15 protein-coding genes are annotated in these 16,237 nt (G+C 66.1%); 4 read left to right on the forward strand and 11 right to left on the reverse strand.

What is annotated here, in order from left to right:
* The first annotated feature begins 159 nt into the window (after positions 1 to 159).
* Both GGR73_RS12540 and GGR73_RS12545 read left to right on the forward strand, forming a co-directional pair.
* Positions 160 to 1,020: a 2OG-Fe(II) oxygenase gene (locus GGR73_RS12540; RefSeq protein ID WP_184457167.1), complete on the forward strand. Its 861-nt coding sequence runs from the start codon at positions 160 to 162 to the stop codon at positions 1,018 to 1,020.
* Positions 1,021 to 1,331: 311 nt separating this feature from the next.
* Entirely contained in the window at positions 1,332 to 3,377 is a 2,046-nt protein-coding gene (locus GGR73_RS12545) for a TonB-dependent receptor (protein WP_184457170.1), read from the forward strand.
* Between the two features lie 224 nt (positions 3,378 to 3,601).
* Here the strand turns inward: GGR73_RS12545 and GGR73_RS12550 are convergent, their stop codons facing one another.
* Positions 3,602 to 3,970 carry a VanZ family protein gene (locus GGR73_RS12550; RefSeq protein ID WP_202397592.1) on the reverse strand — a complete coding sequence of 123 codons (369 nt, stop codon included), beginning with the start codon at positions 3,968 to 3,970 and terminating at the stop codon, positions 3,602 to 3,604.
* Between the two features lie 32 nt (positions 3,971 to 4,002).
* Positions 4,003 to 5,256, reverse strand: coding sequence for a class I SAM-dependent methyltransferase (locus tag GGR73_RS12555; protein WP_024939666.1), 1,254 nt, complete (start codon positions 5,254 to 5,256; stop codon positions 4,003 to 4,005).
* Between GGR73_RS12555 and GGR73_RS12560 the strand changes: the two genes are divergently transcribed.
* Positions 5,255 to 5,992: a pteridine reductase gene (locus tag GGR73_RS12560; RefSeq protein WP_184457172.1), complete on the forward strand. Its 738-nt coding sequence runs from the start codon at positions 5,255 to 5,257 to the stop codon at positions 5,990 to 5,992. The genes GGR73_RS12555 and GGR73_RS12560 overlap by 2 nt on opposite strands.
* A 12-nt stretch (positions 5,993 to 6,004) precedes the next feature.
* Here GGR73_RS12560 and folK read toward each other — a convergent pair whose 3' ends face one another.
* From folK to GGR73_RS12585, 5 genes are all read right to left on the reverse strand, one after another.
* Positions 6,005 to 6,517, reverse strand: a complete 513-nt coding sequence (gene folK / locus GGR73_RS12565) for a 2-amino-4-hydroxy-6-hydroxymethyldihydropteridine diphosphokinase (RefSeq protein ID WP_046345647.1) — start codon at positions 6,515 to 6,517, stop codon at positions 6,005 to 6,007.
* A 92-nt stretch (positions 6,518 to 6,609) separates the two neighbouring features.
* Positions 6,610 to 8,112, reverse strand: a complete 1,503-nt coding sequence (locus tag GGR73_RS12570; protein ID WP_184457174.1) for a hybrid sensor histidine kinase/response regulator — start codon at positions 8,110 to 8,112, stop codon at positions 6,610 to 6,612.
* 3 nt (positions 8,113 to 8,115) lie between these two features.
* Positions 8,116 to 8,556, reverse strand: a complete 441-nt coding sequence (locus tag GGR73_RS12575) for a response regulator (RefSeq protein WP_016900854.1) — start codon at positions 8,554 to 8,556, stop codon at positions 8,116 to 8,118.
* The gene (locus tag GGR73_RS12580) at positions 8,553 to 10,364 is read right to left on the reverse strand and encodes a sensor histidine kinase (protein ID WP_104609274.1); all 1,812 of its coding nucleotides are present in this window, start codon (positions 10,362 to 10,364) and stop codon (positions 8,553 to 8,555) included. Before GGR73_RS12580 ends, GGR73_RS12575 begins: the two co-directional genes overlap by 4 nt.
* Before the next feature lie 286 nt (positions 10,365 to 10,650).
* Positions 10,651 to 11,025, reverse strand: coding sequence for a BON domain-containing protein (locus tag GGR73_RS12585; RefSeq protein ID WP_184457176.1), 375 nt, complete (start codon positions 11,023 to 11,025; stop codon positions 10,651 to 10,653).
* 150 nt (positions 11,026 to 11,175) lie between these two features.
* On the opposite strand from GGR73_RS12585, the gene GGR73_RS12590 reads away from it, so the two are divergent.
* The gene (locus GGR73_RS12590; protein ID WP_184457178.1) at positions 11,176 to 12,243 is read left to right on the forward strand and encodes an oxidoreductase; all 1,068 of its coding nucleotides are present in this window, start codon (positions 11,176 to 11,178) and stop codon (positions 12,241 to 12,243) included.
* Between the two features lie 201 nt (positions 12,244 to 12,444).
* On the opposite strand, the gene gnd is transcribed toward GGR73_RS12590, so the two are convergent.
* From gnd to GGR73_RS12610, 4 genes are all read right to left on the reverse strand, one after another.
* Positions 12,445 to 13,386: a phosphogluconate dehydrogenase (NAD(+)-dependent, decarboxylating) gene (gene gnd, locus GGR73_RS12595; RefSeq protein WP_104560615.1), complete on the reverse strand. Its 942-nt coding sequence runs from the start codon at positions 13,384 to 13,386 to the stop codon at positions 12,445 to 12,447.
* Between the two features lie 20 nt (positions 13,387 to 13,406).
* Positions 13,407 to 14,699, reverse strand: a complete 1,293-nt coding sequence (locus GGR73_RS12600) for a hypothetical protein (RefSeq protein ID WP_184457180.1) — start codon at positions 14,697 to 14,699, stop codon at positions 13,407 to 13,409.
* Positions 14,700 to 14,912: 213 nt separating this feature from the next.
* Positions 14,913 to 15,293 (reverse strand): glycine zipper 2TM domain-containing protein, encoded by a 381-nt coding sequence (locus GGR73_RS12605; protein ID WP_024939674.1) that lies wholly within the window; start codon positions 15,291 to 15,293, stop codon positions 14,913 to 14,915.
* A gap of 120 nt (positions 15,294 to 15,413) precedes the next feature.
* Positions 15,414 to 16,187, reverse strand: coding sequence for a DUF2242 domain-containing protein (locus tag GGR73_RS12610; protein WP_184457182.1), 774 nt, complete (start codon positions 16,185 to 16,187; stop codon positions 15,414 to 15,416).
* Between the last annotated feature and the right edge of the window lie 50 nt (positions 16,188 to 16,237).

The following is a 16,237-nucleotide window of genomic DNA, read 5'->3' on the forward strand; positions in this document are numbered from 1 at the left end:
GTATGAAGAGGAGTCGTCAAGAATTGGTTGCGTTCCGCTCACTGCAGTGGCGAGCACGTTCAAGATCCCCGTCACTTTTATAGGGGCTGTCTGTTTCATTTGTCTTACGACGACACAATTGACACATGCCTGCCACACATTGACATGCACTGTAGGAGGATGACTCCGCCTCCCATCCCCGCTGCCCTGGGCGACTGGATCATTGCGCAGGCAATGGCCGGCCAGCCGCCCGAACAGGCGCTACAGCCGCTCCTGGATCAGGGCTGGAACGAACAGGACGCCATCGATGCAGTCGAGGCCCTGCTGCGCGACCACATCCACCAGCACGCGCAGACCCATGGCCTGCCGGTGCCGGTGCGCGTGCCGGCAGTGCTGCAGCACAACGATGCCTCGTTGCTGGACCTGGGCGATCGCCAGGTGCGCGTGCTGGTCAGCCTGTTGCTGCCGCGCGTGGTGGTGCTGGGCGATTTCCTGTCCGATGCCGAATGCGAGGCATTGATCGCACTGGCGCAGCCACGTCTGGCGCGTTCGCGCACGGTGGACAACGACAACGGCGCGCAGATCGTGCATGCCGCACGCACCAGCCACAGCATGTGCCTGCAGCTGGGGCAGGATGCGCTGTGCCAACGCATCGAAGCACGCATCGCCCGCCTGCTCGACTGGCCCGTGGACCACGGCGAAGGACTGCAGGTGTTGCGCTATGCCACCGGCGCCGAGTATCAACCGCACTACGATTACTTCGACCCTGCGGCCGCCGGCACGCCGGTGTTGCTCCAGGCCGGCGGCCAACGCGTCGCGTCGCTGGTGATGTATCTCAACACGCCGGAACGCGGCGGCGCCACGCGCTTTCCCGATGCGCACCTGGACGTTGCCGCCGTCAAAGGCAATGCGGTGTTCTTCAGCTACGACCGCCCGCATCCAATGACACGCAGCCTGCATGCCGGCGCACCGGTCCTGGCAGGCGAAAAGTGGGTGGCGACCAAGTGGCTACGCGAACGCGCGCTACGCATGCCCGGCTAACGCTCCGCAGAACACCGGCACCAGCGGCCGGCACGTACCGACGCGACTAGCCCCCCCTGCCGCCTGCCACCCAAGCCTGTTGCGCCGGGCCAGCCACACCTGGTCACCGGAGCTGCTGCCGGCCTCCAATCCTGCTGACCGCAGCCACGCTGAGCGCGGTGCGAAGCGCTCTGGCTGCCGCGATCCAGCCCCGGCAGCGCACGCGCACCGCGAGCACCCTGCAGCTCGGATCGAAGATTTGTCATTTATGTTATAATATTGCAAAAGATGCCACATTCGGTTTCCCACTTCGCATTGGTGCTGTCCGATCCATGAAGATCCACATTCTCGCGGCGGCCGTCGGCGCCGTTCTGCTGCTCCCTGAGGCACGCGCACAGTCGTCCGATTCGGCGCTGACGCTCGGCAAGGTCGATGTCCACCAGCATGGCGAAGGCCAACTCACCGCGCATCAGGTACTGACCTCGGTGGACGTGCTGGGGGCCGATCAGATCGAGGACAAGAACGTGTCCTATAGCTGGGAGCTGCTCGGGCAGATGCCCGGCATCCAGCTCACCGAAACCCGGCAAGGCGCCGAATCGGGCAAGGTCAGCTTTCGCGCCTTCAACGGCGAGGGTTACCTCAATGCGATCAAGACGCTGATCGACGGCATCCCCAGCAACGTCAACAGTGGCAACCAGCGCTTCATCGACATGCTGTTCCCGCTGGAAATCAATTACATCGAAGTGGTGCGCGGCACCAATGATCCGCGCTACGGCCTGCACAATATCGGCGGCAACATCAATTTCGGCACGCGCCAGGGCGGCAGTTACACCGACGCGCGCCTGACCTACGGCAGCTTCAACACCCGCGATGCGCAGCTGGCCGTGGGACGCGAACGCGACGGGTTTGCGCAGAACTATTTCGTCGGCGTGCAGGCTTCCGATGGCTACCGCGACCACGACACCTCCAGCAAGTATTCGTTGGGCGGCAAATGGTTCTACGGCAACCTCGACGACGGCATGCGCATTGGTCTGACCGCACGCGTCTATCACAACCAGGCCGACGAACCCGGCTTCATGACCGCAGCGGAAATGCAGGCAGACCGTCGCAGTTCGGACCTGCGCAACCGCAACGACGGCGACGACCGCGACATGCGCCAGTTCGGCGTCCATCTGGATCTGAAGCTGGCAGACGGGCTGTTTTTCGGCACCAAGCTTTACTCCAACCGCTATCACGACGACCGCCGGGTGACCTTCAGCGACCTGCCCACCGGCAATGCGCCACGCCAGCGCCGCATCTGGGACGAGACCCAGGTCGGCATGCTCAACACGCTGACCTGGCGCAGCAGCGACACGCTCACCCTGGAAGGCGGCATCAACTACGAGCATCAGGACAACGCCTACCGACGCGAGCGCTTCAGCTACGCCGAGCCCACTAATTTCAATGCCACGCCGGCACGCATCCAGAACGACGACCGCCATACCTTCGACAACTGGGGCGCCTACGTGCAGGCGATCTATCAGCCGACCGAGGCGCTGAAGATCGTGCCGGCCTACCGTGTGGACCGCTTCGACGGCGACACCCAACTGCCCGGCGGCGTTCGCGCGCCGCTGCAGCGCTATGGCACCATCGAGCAGCCCAAACTGAGCCTGGTCTACGCCTTCACCCCGACCACCAACGTCTATGCCAACTGGGGCCGCAGCTTCCAGGTGCTGACCGGGTCCACGGCGCCGGCTTACCTCACCGCCGGGCAGGCGGACGTCCGCCCGTCCACCAATACCGGCGTGGAGCTGGGCATGAAATTCAGCCCGTTCCAGGGCGGCCAGGCGCGCATTGCGGTGTGGCAACAGGATGCGGCCAACGAAGTCTCCAACATGCCCGCCACCGGCACCACCGTCACCCTGGGCAAGACACGCAGGCGTGGGGTGGATGCGCAGATCAATGCGCAGCTGGGCGACAGGTGGACGCTATGGGCATCGCACGCGTACCAGGAGGCAAAGATCGAACGCGACGACCGCGATGCCAGCGTGTCGCTGGTCGGCCGCGAAGTGGCCGCAACGCCGCGTTACATCAGCAACGTCGGCGTCGAGTACCGCCCGACCGCTGCGCTGCGCTTGGGAATGCAGGGCCGCGCGCAAGGCGACTACTATCTGGAGGAGCGCAACCTGGCCGGCAAATACGGCGGCTTCGCCACCCTGGATCTCACCGCCAGATACACCATCAATCCCGCCTGGAGCGTGGATCTGCAGGTCCGCAACGCCACCGGCCGCGAGTATGCCTACGTGTGGTACGACAGCTTCTTCTGGACGCAGGCGCAGCCGATGTTTTCGCCAGCGGCAGGGCGCCAGCTCTATCTTGGCCTGAACATGAAGCTGTAACCCGCGCATCCACAGGCTGCGATCGACGTCTCATCCGATGATGTACGCGTGGCTGCTACCCGATGCAGCCCTGCGCCGGATCCGGGACTCCACACGCTGCAGGCAGCTGCCACGACATCCCGCTACCCGCTGCCGATACGTCAATGCGCCATCGCAAGTACACCGCCCGATAACGGCAGTGCCTGGCGCACACGCGCATTCGTACACGCATGCGCGCACGCAACTCAACCCCGCGCGAACAGGCGCTGGTCGATCCGCAACATCACAAGACACAACGGCGTCCACGCCAGGCACAGGCCTGCAGCAATGCCCAGCGTGTCGGCCAGCGCATCGTATGGGTCGGCGCTTCGGTTGGTGGTCAGTGCGCCTTGCGCGATCTCGATGCCAACGCCTAAAGCCACCAGACCGATGGCCGCACCAAGCTGCGCGCGGCGCGTGGCAAACAACTGCACCGCGCCCCAGCACAACAGCGCGAAGGTCAAAAAGTGCTCGGCCTTGTCGCTGTTATCCGGCAGCTCCGGAATCTCCGGCGGCGGCCCCAGGCAGACCGCGATCACCACCACGATCGCAGCGATCCACAACCCCACCCACAACCGCGGCCGATGAAACGGGCGCAGCGTCTGCGTCACAGCCGCCACGTGAGATCGCCCGCCAGGAATGCCGGCGCAAAATCGACGTCGCGCGCAAAACCCATCACCTGGAAGCGCTCACCCATTTCGCTGGGCAAGGTCAGCCGCTTGATCTGCTCGCGCAGCCGCATGCGCCCTACTTCGTCGGTGCGCGTGTCGGCCTGCGCCAACAACGCATCCAGGCCATTGCCGAGCAGAAAACTCGCCTGCGTGCAGTAGCCGGCCAATTCGAAACCGGCTCCGGTGCCGGCCTCGGCCAACGCGGTGAAGTCCACCGACGCAGTCAGATCCTGCAGGCCCGGCCAGCGATACAAATCCTCATGCATACGATGGCGATAGAACGCGCGCAGGGTGCCGTCTTCGCGCTGCGCACGATAGAACTCGCCACGCGGGTAACCGTAATCGACGAACAACATCGCGCCGCGCTTCAGACCGCCAGCCACCGCCTGGATCCAGTAAGGCAACTGCGGCAGCAGCTCGGAGCGATAACCATCGGCGAACGGCTGCTCCAGATAACGTTCCAGATGCCGCACTGCCGCGCCCAGCAAGGCATCGGCCGGCTGCTCACCGCGCGCGAATTGCTGCTGCGCATCCAGCACCACGGTTTCTTCATACACCTCGCCGTCGCGCAGCGTGAAGCGCGGCGTGGGCAATGCGTCGATCACTTCGTTGGCGAACAGCACCCCATCCCAATCGTCCGGGAACGGCCCGTCCAGCCACTCCACCAGATCGAAGACCGGCGGGATCAGGCTGCGCCCCAACCGCTCGCGCTGACGCTCGCGCAGGTCGGCACTGGGCTCCAGGATCGCGTAACGCTCCGGCAGCGCATCCAGCTCAAGCAGGCGCTTGAGCGTGACTTCGGCAAATGCACCGCTGCCGCCGCCCACTTCCAGCACGCGCGCCTGCGGCCCGAGCTGCTGCAGCACCGGTGCCAGCGCACCGGAGACGGTGGCCGCGAACAACGGCCCCAGCTCCGGTGCGGTGACGAAATCGCCAGCCTCGCCGAACTTGCTGGAGCCGGCGCTGTAATAGCCCAGACCCGGCGCGTATAACGCCAGCTCCATGAAACGCGAGAACGGAATCGCACCACCGGCGGCGGCGATCTCGGCGCGCAGATGCGCGGCCAGCCGGTCGCTATGCGCCAGGGCGTCCGGATCGGGAGTAGGAAGGTCGGCGTGCATGCGGGCACCGGTTGCGGGGACAATGCACAGGATAGCCGAGCCCTTTGCAACGCCGAGCGAGTACGCCATGACAGACAGTTCCAAGGTGGTGTTGATCACCGGTGCAGGTCGCCGGATTGGCGCGCAGATCGCCACCACGCTGCATGCGGCCGGCTACCGCGTCGCCCTGCATGCGCACCGCTCCGGCGCGGCGCTCGGCGCGCGCGTAGCGGAGCTGTGCGCCCTGCGCGCCGGTAGTGCACAGGCCCTGCACGCCGACCTGCGCCTGCCGGAGGCGCCGGCGCAGCTGGTCGCCGACTGCATCACCGCGTTCGGCCGCCTGGATGGCGTGGTCAACAATGCCTCCGCGTTCTACCCCACCGCGCTCGGCGCAGCGACAGCCGCGCAATGGGACGAGCTGTTCGCAGTCAATGCACGCGCACCGTTCTTCATCGCCCAGGCTGCCGCCGCGCAGCTGCGCCAGCACCGCGGCGCCATCGTCAACATCACCGACCTGCACGCGCAGCAGCCGATGCGCAATCACCCGCTGTACGGCGCGTCCAAGAGTGCGCTGGAAATGCTGACCCGCTCGCTCGCGCTGGAGCTGGCACCGGAGGTGCGCGTCAACGCGGTCGCGCCCGGCGCGATCCTGTGGCCGGAGGAGGGCAAATCCGCAGCGGCCAGGCAGGCGCTGCTCGCACGCACGCCGCTGGCCCGCATCGGCACGCCCGAGGAAATCGCCGAGGCGGTGCGCTGGCTGCTGGACGACGCCGGCTTCGTCACCGGCCACACCCTGCATGTGGACGGTGGCCGCCAGCTCAGTTGAGCTGCAATGGCGCTAGCGCGCCACATCCAGCGCCGGGGCCGCGTCCAGCGCCACCGTCATGAACGCAATGCCGTGCTGCGGGTGCGCCTGCCACAGCGCGGCCAGGGTCTGCCCGCTGAGCGGATCGACAAAGTCGGGTGCGATATCGGCCAGCGGCTTCAATACGAAGGCATGCTTGAGCTCGGGCCGCGGGATGCGCAGATGACCGGGGCCTTCGATGATGCAATCGCCGAAGAACACCACATCCACGTCCAGCGTGCGGTCGCTGAAACGCGGGCCGCTGCGATCGCGGCCGTGCGCATCTTCCAGCGCATGCAGCCAATGATCCAGCGCAGCCAGGTCCATGTCCGTGTCCAGCGCCACGGCGTTGTTGACGAAGTCCGGCCCGTCGAAGCCCACCGCCGGCGTGCGGTACGCCGGCGAGACGGCAAGCTGGCCGAAACGTGCGCGCAAGGCGTCGACGGCCAGGCGCAGGTAGTGGGTCGGCTGGACGTTGCTGCCGAGGCTGAGAAGCACGGTGGTCATGCGTTATTCGCGCATGCGGCCAGCGTGGGCGTCAACTGTTGCAATCGTGCCGCATCTGAGCCTGCCCGCCCGCAGCGCGCCAGACCCTGGCCTCAGGCCGCTTCCAGCGCATGCGCCACCGCGCGGAACACCCGGCGCATTTCCAGCGGTTTGCGCAGCACATGCACCGGGATGTCCGGCGGAAAATGCGAACGTTGCAGCGGCGCGCCGACATCCTCGAGCACGATCGCCGGGCCGTGGTAGCCCAGCTCCTGCATGCTCAACAACACGCTCACCGCCGAGAGCTGGATGATGTCGCTGTCGATGATCACCAGGTCCGGCATCGCGTGCTGCTGCACCAGTTGCAGCGCCGCCGCACCATCGGTGGCCAGCTGCGGTTGATAGCCCTGGCTGGACAAGGCATTGCCCAGTAGCGACAGGCGCGTGGCCTCGCCATCCACCAGCAGGATGCGCTGCCCATGCCCCAACGCCAGCGGCGGCTCGGTGTCGGCAATCGTCACCGCGGCCGCACGCATCGGCACGATCATGTCGAACCGCGTGCCCTCGCCCAGGCGGCTGTCGACCACGATGCTGCCGCCGTAGCTTTCGACGATGCGCTTGCAGGAAATCAGCCCCAGGCCGGTGCCATCGGCCTTGGTGGTGAAGAACGGACTGAACAGGCGTGCGCGGGTATCCTCGTTCATGCCCACGCCGGTGTCGGCCACGCTCATGCGCACGCGCGTGCCGTCGTGGCGATCGGCCGACAGGGTCAGCATCCCGCCGCCCGGCATCGCCTGGATCGCATTCAGGCCCAGGTTGAGCAGGCATTGCTGCAACTCGGTGTAGTTGGCCTCGATGGTCAGATCCAGCGGAATCGTGTCCATCTGCAGGCGCACGCCGTCGGGCAGGCTGCTCTTGAGCAACATCTGCACCGCCTGGAACAGGCTGGCGATCGACACCTGCTCGCGCGGCTTGTTGGAGCCACGCACGAACGAGAGCATCGACTCGGCCATCTCGTGCCCGCGCCGGCCGCACTCGGCCACCACGTTGGCCAGCTGGCGCAGCTGCGGATCGTCGGTGCGTCCGGCCAGCAGGTCGGGCACGATCAGCAACGGCTGCAGGATGTTGCGCAGGTCGTGGCTCAACCCGGCCGCCAGCATTGCCAGGCTTTCCAGCCGTTGCGCGCGCATCAGCTCGCTCTCCACGCGCTGGCGTTCCAGGTCGGCGCGCGCCTCGCGGATCGCACGGATCACCGCGCTCGGCAGACGGGTCGGGTTGTGCTTGATGATGTAGTCGTTGGCGCCGTCCTGCAGCGCCTTGACCGCGGTCTCCTCGCCCATGGTGCCGGAGACGAAAATGAAGGGCGTGGCGCCGCTCTGGCGCACCGGGCGCAGCGCCTGATGGCCGGAAAAACCGGGCATGCTCAGGTCCGACAGCACGATGTCCGGCTGGAATTCATCCAGTGCGGCACGCAGCGACGGCTCGCTGTCCACCCGCTCGAACGCCGCATCCAGCCCGGCATCGAGCAGCTGATCGGACAACAGCTCGGCGTCTTCCGGTGAATCTTCCACCAGAAGGATCTTCAGCTGCTCCAGTTTGCCCCCCTCTTGCAGCATGGGTCAGTCCAGCTCCGGTGCCTGATTGATGACCGCCCAGAAGGTGCCGAGCGTCTTGACTGCGTTGAAGAACTGATCCACGTCCACCGGCTTGACCACGTAGGCATTCACACCCAGGTCCCAGCTGCGGGCCAGGTCGCTCTCCTCGCGCGAGGACGACAGGATCACCACCGGCAGGCGCTTGAGCGACTCCTCGCTGCGGATCTGCTTGAGCACTTCCAGCCCGTCCAGGCGCGGCATCTTGATGTCCAGCAGCAACACCGCCGGCAGGCCTTCCTCGCGATCGGCGAAGATGCCCCGACGCAACAGGTAGTCCATGGTCTCCACGCCGTCCTCGACGTGCACGATGGGATTGGCCAGGCGGGCTTCGCGCAGGGCATCGACGGCCATTTCCGCATCGGCCGGGCTGTCTTCTGCCAGAAGAATGGTACGGATGGCGGTCATACATTGAACTCTTGGTTGGGCGCTTCAAGCGCAGGAGGAAGCACAAAATAGAACGTGGCGCCTTCGTCGACCGCGCCTTCGGCCCAGACCCGGCCTCCGTGACGCGTCAGCACACGCCGCACGCTGGCCAGGCCGATACCGGTCCCGGGATATTCGCTGGCCTTGTGCAGGCGCTGGAACACGCCGAACAACTTGGCGCTGTATTCCATGTCGAAGCCGGCGCCATTGTCGCGCACGCTGAACTGGTGGCCGCCGTCGGCCATCGGCGTATAGGTGACCTCGATCCTGGCCACCTCGCGCTTGGTACTGTATTTCACGGCGTTGCCGAGCAGGTTCATCCACAGCTGGCGCATCATGTTCTCGTCGGCCACCAGCACCGGCAACGGCGCGATATGCCAGTCCACACGGTGGCCGGTGTTCTCGCTCTGTACGTTGGAATCCAGGATCGCGCGGGTTTCCGACACCAGCGACTGCATGTCCACCGCCTGCAACCGCAGCGCGCTGCGGCCCAGGCGCGAGTACACCAGCAGATCGTCGATCAGCGACGCCATGCGCCGCGCCGAGCTGCTGATCACTTCCATGTAGTGACGCGATTTCTCGTCCGCCGCATCGCCCAGGTGGCGCGCCAGCTTGTCGGAGAATCCGGCCACATGGCGCAGCGGCGCGCGCAGATCGTGCGAGACCGAATAGCTGAAGGCTTCCAGCTCGCGATTGACCTCCGACACCTGCTCCACCTTGCCTTCCATCTGCCGGTTGAGCTCCTGGATGCGCAGCTGCGAGGCCTTCTGCAGGCTGATGTCGCTGACCGTCATCAGCACCACGTCTTCGTCGCTGGTGTCCGGCAGCGGCATGCGCCGCGCGTTGATCAGCATGGTGCGCTGCACGCCATCGGCGGCGCGCTGCTCGTGTTCGTAGTCCCACAACTCGCGGCCGCGCAGCAACACGTCGGCCAGCCGCTGATGGATCTGCGCATCGCGCCAGACGCCATCGCCCACGTCCTCCAGCGGCATCGATTCGTTGCCGCGCTCGTCCAGCCCGTACAACTCGGCAAACGCCGGGTTGTGCAGCAGGATGCGCTGGCCGGAATCCAGCAGCACGATCGGCTCGCGCACGGTCTGCAGCACCGACGACGCGCGGCCGTTGGCGCGCAGGTATTCCTGCTCGGCGGCCAGGCGGCGACGGATCTGCCGCTGCAGCAACCAGGTCACCGTGCCCAGCAGCAGCAACTGCACCACCAGCGTGCCCCAGCTCAACACCGCGTAATGCGTGCGTTCGGTGTCGGCGCGCGCATTGCGCAACTCCAGCAGCTTGCCCTCGGCGTCCTGCAACTCGTCGATCAGCACGCGGATCGGGTTGTTCAGGGTCATGTCGTTGATCAGCAGACGGATCTGCTCCGGCGCGGTGGTCACCGCAATCCGCTCGGCCAGCAACAGGCGCCGCTCGATGGTGCTCTGGATACGCCCCATCCGCACCTGCTGTGCGGGGTTGTCCTTGGTCAGCACGATCAGCCGCTGCACCGCCGCGAGCGACTCGCGCCGGCCGCGCCGCATGCGCTCCAGCAGGGCCGGGCGCTGCACGCCATGCGAGCGCATCAAGGCCGCAGATTCGGTATCGCGCATCGCCGCTTCCAGGCGCTGGGCGGTCTCCTGCACCTCCTGGCTATGCGACACCCACACCGCGGCCTGGTTGGCGTTGTGCGCCATCTGCTGCAGCAGCAGCGACGGCACCACCACAATCAGAAACACGGCAACCGCCAGTAATGGCAGGCGCCAGCGATCCCATCTGTCTTCTTGGACCGTTGTCTGCATTGCTAGGTCTGTATCCGCTCGCTGCCAAGGCCCCGAAGGCAAGTCGGCATTGTCTCCGATCAGGCCCAGGATGAGATTAACGATTCAGCCTGATCACTCCCACGGCGACATAGCTGAATGGGCATATCATAAGTGCAGTAAACGTGAAAATGGCGCGAGCGCCCGGCCGCCCGTCGGCGTGCCCGTCTTGCGCGCAGGCAACAAAAAAGGCGCACCCCATGGAGTGCGCCTTGTGCTCGGTTCAGCCGCCTCGCCTCGGCTGGCCCGGCATTCGCTACCGCTGCAGTTACATCTTTGCAGCGATGACCTTCAGGCCGGTGGACTTGACGCTCTTGACGCCTTCAATGCCCTTGGCAACTGCCACGGCCTTGTCGTGCTCGGCCTTGGTGGCAACCGTGCCGGTCAGGGTGACGATGCCGTTCTTGGTCTCGACCTTGACGTCGGTGCCCGACACATTGTCGGTGGCCAGCAGATCGGCCTTCACCTTGGTAGTGATCCAGGTGTCGGTCACCGGCTTCTTGGATTCGTTCATGTTGTCGGCAGCGTGATCCTTGTGCGCGGCGTGCTCCTGCGGCGCAGCGAATGCCTGCGAGGCACCCAGCGTCAGACCGAGCGACAGCGCCAGGGCCAGCAACTTGCGTGCATGTGTGATGTTCTTCATCGGATGTACCCTCCTGTGAATGTGGCCGCAGTCTGCAGTGGCGCTCGTCGTGCACACGTGACTGCCGGATGCAGGGGTTGTGAACCCGGCGCACACGGGTGGGTGCAATACCATGCAGGCCTCCTCCGTCGTTGCGATGAACCGTTTTCAATGCCTAAACCGTTCAATCTGGCCGTCGTCGGCTATGGCTATGTCGGCCGCACCTTCCATGCCCCGCTGATCGCCGGCACCCCCGGTCTGGCCCTGCACAGCGTGGTGTCGTCCAAGCCGCAGCAGGTGCAGGCCGACTTTCCCGATGTCGCCGTGCTGGCCGATCTGGAAACGGCACTTGCCGATCCGGCGCTGGATGCGGTGGTGCTGGCCACCCCCAACCAGACCCACGCACCGTTCGCGTTGCAGGCCCTGGCCGCCGGCAAGCATGTACTGGTGGACAAACCTTTTGCACTGGACGCCGCACAGGCGCGCGAAGTGGTCGCTGCGGCGGCGGCGGCCGGGCGCATCGTCAGCGTGTTCCAGAACCGGCGCTGGGATGCGGACTTCCTCACCGTGCGCCGGCTGATCGACGAAGGCCAGTTGGGCGAGGTGGTGGAATTCCATTCTCACTTCGACCGCTTCCGGCCGCAGGTGCGCGACCGCTGGCGCGAAAGCGATATCCCCGGCGCCGGTCTCTGGTACGACCTGGGGCCGCATCTGCTCGATCAGGCGCTGCAGCTGTTCGGTACGCCACAGGCGATCGGCGCGGACCTGCAGCGCCAGCGCAACCAGGCACGCAGCGACGACTACTTCCACGTCACCCTGCGTTACCCGCGGCTGCGCGTGATCCTGCACGCCGGCTCGCTGGTGGCCGACAGCGGCCTGCGCTTTGCCGTGCACGGCACTCGTGGCAGTTACCTCAAGCATGGGCTGGATACCCAGGAAGACCAGCTGCGCGCCGGGCGCCGCCCCGGTACCGCCGGTTGGGGCGTGGACCCGCTTCCGGGCACGCTGACCCGCGTCGACGACGAAGGCCGCGTGCATACCCATCAACCCGACACCACGCCGGGCGACTACCGCCAGTGCTACGCCGCGTTTCGCGATGCCCTGGCGGGCGCCGGACCGGCACCGGTCAGCACTGCCGACGCGGTGCAGGTGATGGAGCTGCTGGAGCTGGCACAACGCAGCGCCGCCTCGGGCCAGGTGCAATGGCTGGAAGGCGCGAACGCGGCTTCACGCGACTGATGCACGGCCGGGCGCCGGTGCAGGCGCCCAGCCGACATTTGGCATCGGCAATGGCGCGCTCGCGTTCTGCGCTGCCACGCCCGGGCACTGCATCGATGCGCACTGCCATCAGTCAGCGGGCACGCCGGCAGTCGCCAGACACAGACGCGATGGAACAGACCTGCACTGCGCGCCATGCAGGCGCGCAGGAATCGGCATCGCTCAGACGTCCTTGCTGCCGATCGTCGGCGCGGCTTCCGTGGTGGTCTTGACCGCATGACCACCGAACTGGTTGCGCATTGCGGCCAGCAGCTTGTCGGTGAACGAATCCTTGTCGCGCGAGCGCAGCCGCTCCATCAGCGACAAGGTGATGATCGGCGCCGACACTTCCAGGTCGATCGCCTCGGCCACCGTCCAGCGCCCTTCGCCCGAATCGGCCACGAACGGTGCGATACCGGCCATGGTCGGATTGTGCGCCAGCGCATCGGCGGTGAGATCCAGCAACCACGAACGCACCACGCTGCCATCGCGCCAGATCTCGGCGACCTGGTGCAGGTCCAGCGCAAAGTCGGTCTTGTGCTGCATCAGCGCAAAGCCCTCGGCATAGGCCTGCATCATTCCGTACTCGATGCCGTTGTGGACCATCTTGGTGAAGTGGCCGGCGCCGCTCGGGCCGACGCGGCCCCAGCCCTTGTCCGCTGCCGGCGCCAGCGTGGCCAGGACCGGATGCAGCGTGGTCACCGCCGCTTCGTCGCCGCCGACCATCAGGCTGTAGCCTTCCTGCAGGCCCCAGACGCCGCCGCTGGTGCCGCAATCGACAAAGGCGATCCCACTGGCATGCAGCAGCGCGGCGCGGCGTTGCGAATCCTTGTAGTACGAATTGCCGCCGTCGATGACGATGTCGCCGGCCTGCAACAGCGGCAGCAGCTGCGCCAGGGTGTCGTCGACGATCTTGCCCGCCGGCACCATCAACCACACCACGCGCGGGCTCGGCAGCGCGGACACCAGCGCGGCCAGCGCATCGGCAGTGACAATGCCCTTGGCCTGTGCACTGCTACGCGCGGCTTCGCCCGGATCGTAGCCATGCACGCGGTGTCCGCCGTGCACCAGGCGCTCGGCCATGTTGGCGCCCATGCGGCCCAAACCCACCATACCCAGTTCCATATTCGCTCCTCATGATCTGATCAGTGCAGGGTGCCACGCCCGGCGTACGCTGGCGTGGCGGAATTCTCAATGGATTGTTCCGCCGCGGTGCCGGCGCCGCACTGTTGCAGCTGCCAGTCGATCCAACGCCAGTACAAGGTGCTGCGCAGATTGTGCAGGGTCAGGTCGATGGCATACGGCGTGCGCGGATTGCGATCGAGCAGGCGCGCCACGTGGTACCCGATCGGCTTGATGCCCTTGGGATGCACGTACACCAGAAAGCCCTGGTAGAACGGGTCATCCAGCAGGCCTTGTAGCGTTTGCAGGTGTGCCTGCTGCTGCGGATCGAGCGTGGCACGCAACGCGGCATCGCGCTCGTACAGCAGCCGCTCGAAGCGACGCTTGCCCGGCCCGCGCAGCTCCCTGGCCAGCTCCCATATCTGCCGGTTGCGCGCGTCGTAATGCGCGAAGCCGCCGTGCTGCGCCAGCGCCTGCGCCGCCGCATCACTGACGTCCACCACCACGAAGTTTTCGGCCTGGTTGTGGATGTCGTCCAGAAACGACTTGTCGAACACATGCGCGATAAACCCCGGCGCGCCGACAAATGCCTGCCGCCCCAGCTGCGCGGTCCTGGCCGCCTTGCCGTCGGCGAAGAACTCGCCGGCATGCGCGCCCAGCAGGATGCTGTCGGTGTTGTGCAAGGTCAGAAACGTGCCGATCGACAACTCGCCCGAGGTGAACACCTGATCGAATCCGGCATCGCCATACAACTCGCGCTGGGTGGCCAGCTGGGCCACCTGCCGCCCCACCCCGCATTCGGAACGCACCTGGCCGCGATAGAACGCATCCAGCGCCTGCGCATTGCTGCCGCGCGGTTGATAGCCGCGCCCGAAACTGCGAAAGCCGCTCCAGCCCTGCGAGGCCGCGCCACGCCAGCCGAATCCGATCCAGCCCAGCTGCAGCGCCGAAAACCGGTAGCCCGGGTTGTCCTGTAGCTGCGTGGTGGCACGCCGCGTCGCCGCACCGAGTTCGAACGCGTATGCGCATTGGGTGGCGCTGTCGTCCAGCAAGGCCTTGAGCGCGGCGCCGCGTTGCTGCGCGTTCCAGCTGGCCGGCAGCGTCAGCTGCAGATCGCCGGCCGCACGCGCCTGCGCAAGCGAACCGCGCGTACACGGCTCGCCGCGCTGGATCACCGGCGCACCCACTGCGGCGCTGCGAATGCTCCAGCCCAGCTTCTGCAGCAAGGCATCCACACAGTCAACGGACGCCTTGCGTGCGGTCTCGCTCGGCGCGGCCGCGGCAGCCTGCAACAGCTGCACACCGAGCAGCGCCATCGCGCATAGACGCACGGAGAGGCGGCGGCGCGGTCGGTGCGGCGCGAATACTGATACTGACGCAGGCCGCATCACTCCCGTCCACCGCTGCGGGCGGGGCTTCTGGAACGCACTCATCGGTACAAGGTGGTGTAGATCGGCAGCAAGCTGCTGCATCCTCAGACATAGAAAGCCCCGGCAGGACCGGGGCTCGTAGGATTCACTGCATCAGGTTCAGCGGCGTTCGCAGACGCGCTCGACCTGACGGTTACCGTTGGCTTGCTGGCGGTTGCCCTGGATGGTGCGGCCCGCTGCGCCGCCGGCAACTGCACCGGCCACGGTTGCCAGCTTCTTGCCGTTGCCGCCACCAACCTGGTTGCCGAGCAGGCCACCAATGGCCGCGCCGGCAACTGTCCCGCCGATGCGATTGGGATCGGTCGAGTTCTTCTGCACTTCGACATTGCGGCAGCGCACGCGCGTGCCATCGCCGAACTTGCGGCCCTCATCTGCTTCGGTGTAACGCTGCTGGTACGAACGCGTCTGCGCCTGCGCCAGTGTGCTGGTTGCCATCAACGCGATCAGGGACATACCCACGAGGGAATTGCGCATCTTCATCGTCTGTCTCCATCTCGCCCCTTGGCGAGTCATGGCTGCACTTTCGCCACTTGGTCGAGAACGCGACGTGAAGCGTGCAACCGGCTATTCAGGCTCTGGAGCAGAGCCTGAATCGCTTCGTCACGGTTGGCTTGCTGGCTCGGTTTGCGGCAGCTTGGCTGGTGTCGGCGGTGGGTCCTGCGCCTCCACCGGCAATGGCGCCACCGGCGGCTGTGCGACAGGCGTTGCAGCAGGTTGCGGCGCAGCTGTAGTGGGCGTGGCCGGTGGAGTGGCTGCCTCGCTGGCCTGAGTGGCCGCAGGCACCGGAGCCGATGACATCGCATGCGGTGGCGGTGACGGAGCAACAGGTGCAGGCACCGCTTCGGTCACCTTGGGCAGGTACGAATTCAGACGGTCGAAGAAGCGTTTGTAGAAGGCCGCGTCCTGCACCGTGGTGCTGGACACGCGCACCAGCGAATCGCCGCTGCTGCCGACCGGCAACGACAACGAACCGAGCACGCCCACGCCGACGCTGGCCGAGGTCGAACTCTTCTTCAGCGCGTAACGGTCCTGCAATGCGCTGACGAACACCTGCGCCTTGCCGCCGTCCTGCGTGGCGCAGGAAATGCGCAGATTGAGTTGTTCGCTCTGGTCGGCTTCCTTGAGCTGGAAGTTCTTGCTGCCTTCCACCGCAGCGGCATCGGCACGCGTCACCGCATAGCCCTGGCTCAACAACACCCGGCGCGCGGCCTCGCAGGCCTGCGGCGAGGTGGAGGCCACACTGCGCGAGTAGGTGTCGTCGGAATTGAACGACTCACGCATCAGCATGGTGTCGCCCTTGCTGCCACCGCAACCAGCCAGGGTTGCCAGCGCGCCAAGCAGGGCACCGCGCGCAATCAGGGAAGAACAAGACATGGAGACATTCCGGCATCCAAAACCGGCACAGAGCATAGCCGCAACCGGTG

It is taken from the genome of Xanthomonas sp. F14 (assembly GCF_014199865.1).